The sequence below is a fragment of the Streptomyces sp. NPDC104096 genome (assembly GCF_055584385.1).
The window spans coordinates 1-3,629 of record NZ_JBVJMD010000141.1; the positions used below are offsets into that span (position 1 = coordinate 1).

Consider the following 3,629-nt stretch of genomic DNA (forward strand, 5'->3'; position numbering starts at 1 on the left):
TCCTGCACACCTACAACCACCACCGCTGCCACACCGCACTCGGCGGCCAGCCACCCATCAGCCGTGTGAACAACCCTGCGGGTCAATACACCTAGAGCCGCTGGATGATCGTGCCGGTGGCCAGGGCGCCGCCCGCGCACATCGTGATCAGGGCGAACTCCTTGTCCGCGCGTTCCAGCTCGTGGAGCGCGGTGGTGATCAGGCGGGCTCCGGTCGCGCCGACCGGGTGGCCCAGGGCGATCGCGCCGCCGTTGACGTTGACCTTCGCCAGGTCCTGCTCGAAGACCTGGGTCCAGCTCAGCACCACCGACGCGAACGCCTCGTTGATCTCGACGAGGTCGATGTCCTTCAGGGACATGCCCGCCTTGCCCAGCACGGCCCTGGTGGCGTCGACGGGGCCGTCGAGGTGGAAGTGCGGGTCGGCGCCGACCAGGGCCTGGGCGACGATCCGCGCCCTCGGCTTCAGCTTCAGGGCACGGGCCATCCGCTTCGACGCCCACATGACGGCGGCCGCGCCGTCGGAGATCTGCGAGGAGTTGCCCGCCGTGTGCACGGCCGTCGGCATGATCGGCTTCAGCGCGGACAGGCCCTCCGGGGTCGTGTCGCGCAGGCCCTCGTCCTTGTCCACCAGGCGCCACATGCCCTGGCCCGCCCGCTGCTCGTCCTCCGTGGTCGGGACCTGCACCGCGAACGTCTCCCGCTTGAACCGCTCCTCGGACCAGGCGATCGCGGCCCGCTCCTGGGAGATCAGGCCGAGGGAGTCGACGTTCTCCCGGGTGAGGCCACGGCGGCGGGCGATGCGCTCGGCCGCCTCGAACTGGTTGGGGAGGTCGACGTTCCACTCGTCCGGGAAGGGCTTGCCGGGGCCGTGCTTGGAGCCCGAGCCCAGCGGGACGCGGGACATCGACTCGACGCCGCAGGAGATGCCCACGTCGATCACGCCCGCCGCGATCATGTTCGCCGTCATGTGCGACGCCTGCTGCGAGGAGCCGCACTGGCAGTCGACCGTCGTCGCCGCCGTCTCGTAGGGCAGGCCCATGGTCAGCCAGGCGGTGCGCGCGGGGTTCATGGACTGCTCGCCGGCATGGGTCACCGTGCCGCCGACGATCTGCTCGACGCAGTCGGCGGGGATGCCGGTGCGGCCGAGGAGTTCGCGGTACGTCTCGCCCAGCAGATAGGCGGGGTGCAGATTGGCGAGCGCGCCGCCGCGCTTGCCGATGGGGGTGCGTACGGCCTCGACGATCACGGGTTCGGCGGCCATGGGTGCGGGTCCTCTCCTCCGAACTGATACGTGTTCTAGTTCTGTGTGCAGTCTGCTGACGAGGCGTCCGCCCCCGCAAGGGTCTTGCAGGCAGATTCGGGGCGCCGTACCCCTTGCCACTTGTAGAACCCGTTATTACCTTCGCGGCAGCTCTATTCCTGATGGACCGTCAGATGGCTGGAGTGAGTTGCCGATGCCCTGTCCGGCGCTTCCCGACGGGTTCGACTTCACCGACCCGGACCTGCTGCAACACCGCGTGCCCCTGCCGGAGTTCGCCGAGCTGCGCCGGGTCGAACCGGTCCGCTGGATCCCGCAACCGTCCAACCTGGCAGGTTTCCAGGACGAGGGCTACTGGGCGGTCACCCGGCACGCGGACGTCAAGTACGTTTCCACGCATCCGGAGATCTTCTCCTCGTACCTCAACACCGCGATCATCCGCTTCAACGACCACATCGAGCGCGACGCGATCGACGCCCAGCGGCTGATCCTGCTCAACATGGACCCGCCCGAGCACACCCGGGTCCGCCAGATCCTCCAGCGGGTCTTCACCCCGCGCGCCATCCGCGCGCTGGAGGCCAACCTGCGCGCCCGCGCGCAGGCCATCGCGGCGAACGCGCGCGCCCGCTCCGGAACCTTCGACTTCGTCACCGAGGTCGCCTGCGAACTGCCCCTCCAGGCCATCGCGGAACTCATCGGCGTCCCGCAGGGCGACCGGGCCAAGATCTTCGACTGGTCCAACCGGATGATCGCCTACGACGACCCGGAGTACGCGATCACCGAGGAGGTCGGCCAGGAGTCGGCCACCGAGATCATCGCGTACGCCATGAACATGGCCGCCGCCCGCAAGCAGTGCCCCGCCAAGGACATCGTCACCACGCTGGTGGCGGCGGAGGACGAGGGCAACCTCGGCTCCGACGAGTTCGGCTTCTTCGTGCTGATGCTGGCCGTCGCCGGGAACGAGACCACCCGCAACGCCATCACCCACGGCATGCACGCCTTCCTCACCCACCCCGAGCAGTGGGAACTGTTCAAGGCGGAGCGGCCCGCGACGGCGGCCGAGGAGATCGTGCGCTGGGCCACACCGGTCAACTCCTTCCAGCGGACGGCCACCCAGGACACGGAACTGGGCGGCAGGACGATCAGGAAGGGCGACCGGGTCGGCCTCTTCTACGCCTCCGCCAACCACGACCCCGAGGTCTTCGACCACCCCGACCTCTTCGACATCACCCGTGACCCCAACCCCCACCTCGGGTTCGGCGGCGGCGGGCCGCACTTCTGCCTCGGCAAGTCCCTGGCCGTCCTGGAGATCGACCTGATCTTCAACGCCGTCGCCGACGCCCTGCCCGGCCTGCGGCTGACCGGCGACCCGCGCCGGCTGCGCTCCGCCTGGATCAACGGGGTGAAGGAACTGCCGGTCAGCGCCGGCTGAGCGGTACCGGGCGAGCGGCGGGCGGGATCACTCCCGGCCGGACGCCGTCAGCGCCAGCACCCCGGTCAGCGCCGCCGCGACCAGCAGCGGGACGCCCAGTCCGTGGTGCAGCACCAGCCACGCGCCGAGCAGCGCGCCCACCGCCATCGCGACCACCGACGCGGTACGGCGCGGCGAGCGGTGCCCCGAGCCGCCCCCGGCCCGGGAGTCGGAGGCCAGACCGGTGAGGGTCATCGTCAGGACGGTCGTCGTCAGGTCCGGCACCCCCAGTTCGCGGACGGTCGCGTTGCGCAGCCCCATCGCGAAGGCCGTGAGCACGATGAGGGCGTACGTCGTCCCCGTGGCGCCCGGCGCGGCGAAGGCGACCGCGGCGGACGCGCCCACCAGCGCCGTCTCGGCGGCGAGGACCAGCCGGGCCCAGGTGCGGCGGGAGCCCCCGCCGAGCCGCCGCGCGACCCGCCCGCCGGCCGTCGCGCCCGCCAGGAACGCCAGCAGCGAGGCGGCGGTGTGCGGCACCGAGAAGCCGGGAGCCCCGGCGGCGGCGAAGCCCAGGACGACGACGTTTCCGGTCATGTTGGCGGTGAAGACATGGCCGAGACCGAGATAGCTCACGGCGTCGATCAGTCCGCTCACCACGGTCAGGGTCAGCAGCACGGCCACCAGGCGCAGACCGCGCGCCTCGGGGTCGGGCGCGGGAGTCTCGGACGACGTGGTCATCGCCTCAGTGGACCACGGGCCGGCCGGGAAACGCCCGAAGGCGGCGGCCCCGGGGATCGGGGGCCGCCGCCTTCGCGGGAGGCGCGCTCAGGTGGGCGCGCCGGGGTCACTGGATGACCTGTGGGTCAGTACCAGTGGTGGGTCTGCCAGAAGTCCCAGGCCTGGACGGGGCTGCCGTAGCGGGAGTTCATGTAGTCCAGGCCCCACTTGATCTGGGTGGCG

General features: G+C 71.0%; 4 protein-coding genes. 1 reads left to right on the forward strand and 3 read right to left on the reverse strand.

Annotated features, from left to right (window positions below; all coding sequences use genetic code 11):
- Window positions 1–91: 91 nt before the first annotated feature.
- The gene (locus ACZ60B_RS42690) at window positions 92–1,261 is read right to left on the reverse strand and encodes a steroid 3-ketoacyl-CoA thiolase (protein ID WP_469397414.1); all 1,170 of its coding nucleotides are present in this window, start codon (window positions 1,259–1,261) and stop codon (window positions 92–94) included.
- A gap of 193 nt (window positions 1,262–1,454) precedes the next feature.
- Between ACZ60B_RS42690 and ACZ60B_RS42695 the strand changes: the two genes are divergently transcribed.
- The gene (locus tag ACZ60B_RS42695) at window positions 1,455–2,690 is read left to right on the forward strand and encodes a cytochrome P450 (protein WP_469397417.1); all 1,236 of its coding nucleotides are present in this window, start codon (window positions 1,455–1,457) and stop codon (window positions 2,688–2,690) included.
- Window positions 2,691–2,717: 27 nt separating this feature from the next.
- On the opposite strand, the gene ACZ60B_RS42700 is transcribed toward ACZ60B_RS42695, so the two are convergent.
- Together ACZ60B_RS42700 and ACZ60B_RS42705 are read right to left on the reverse strand one after the other, a co-directional pair.
- Window positions 2,718–3,407 (reverse strand): YoaK family protein, encoded by a 690-nt coding sequence (locus ACZ60B_RS42700; RefSeq protein WP_469397418.1) that lies wholly within the window; start codon window positions 3,405–3,407, stop codon window positions 2,718–2,720.
- A gap of 125 nt (window positions 3,408–3,532) precedes the next feature.
- On the reverse strand, window positions 3,533–3,629 hold a 97-nt coding region (locus tag ACZ60B_RS42705), incomplete at its 5' end, for an aggregation-promoting factor C-terminal-like domain-containing protein (RefSeq protein ID WP_469397420.1).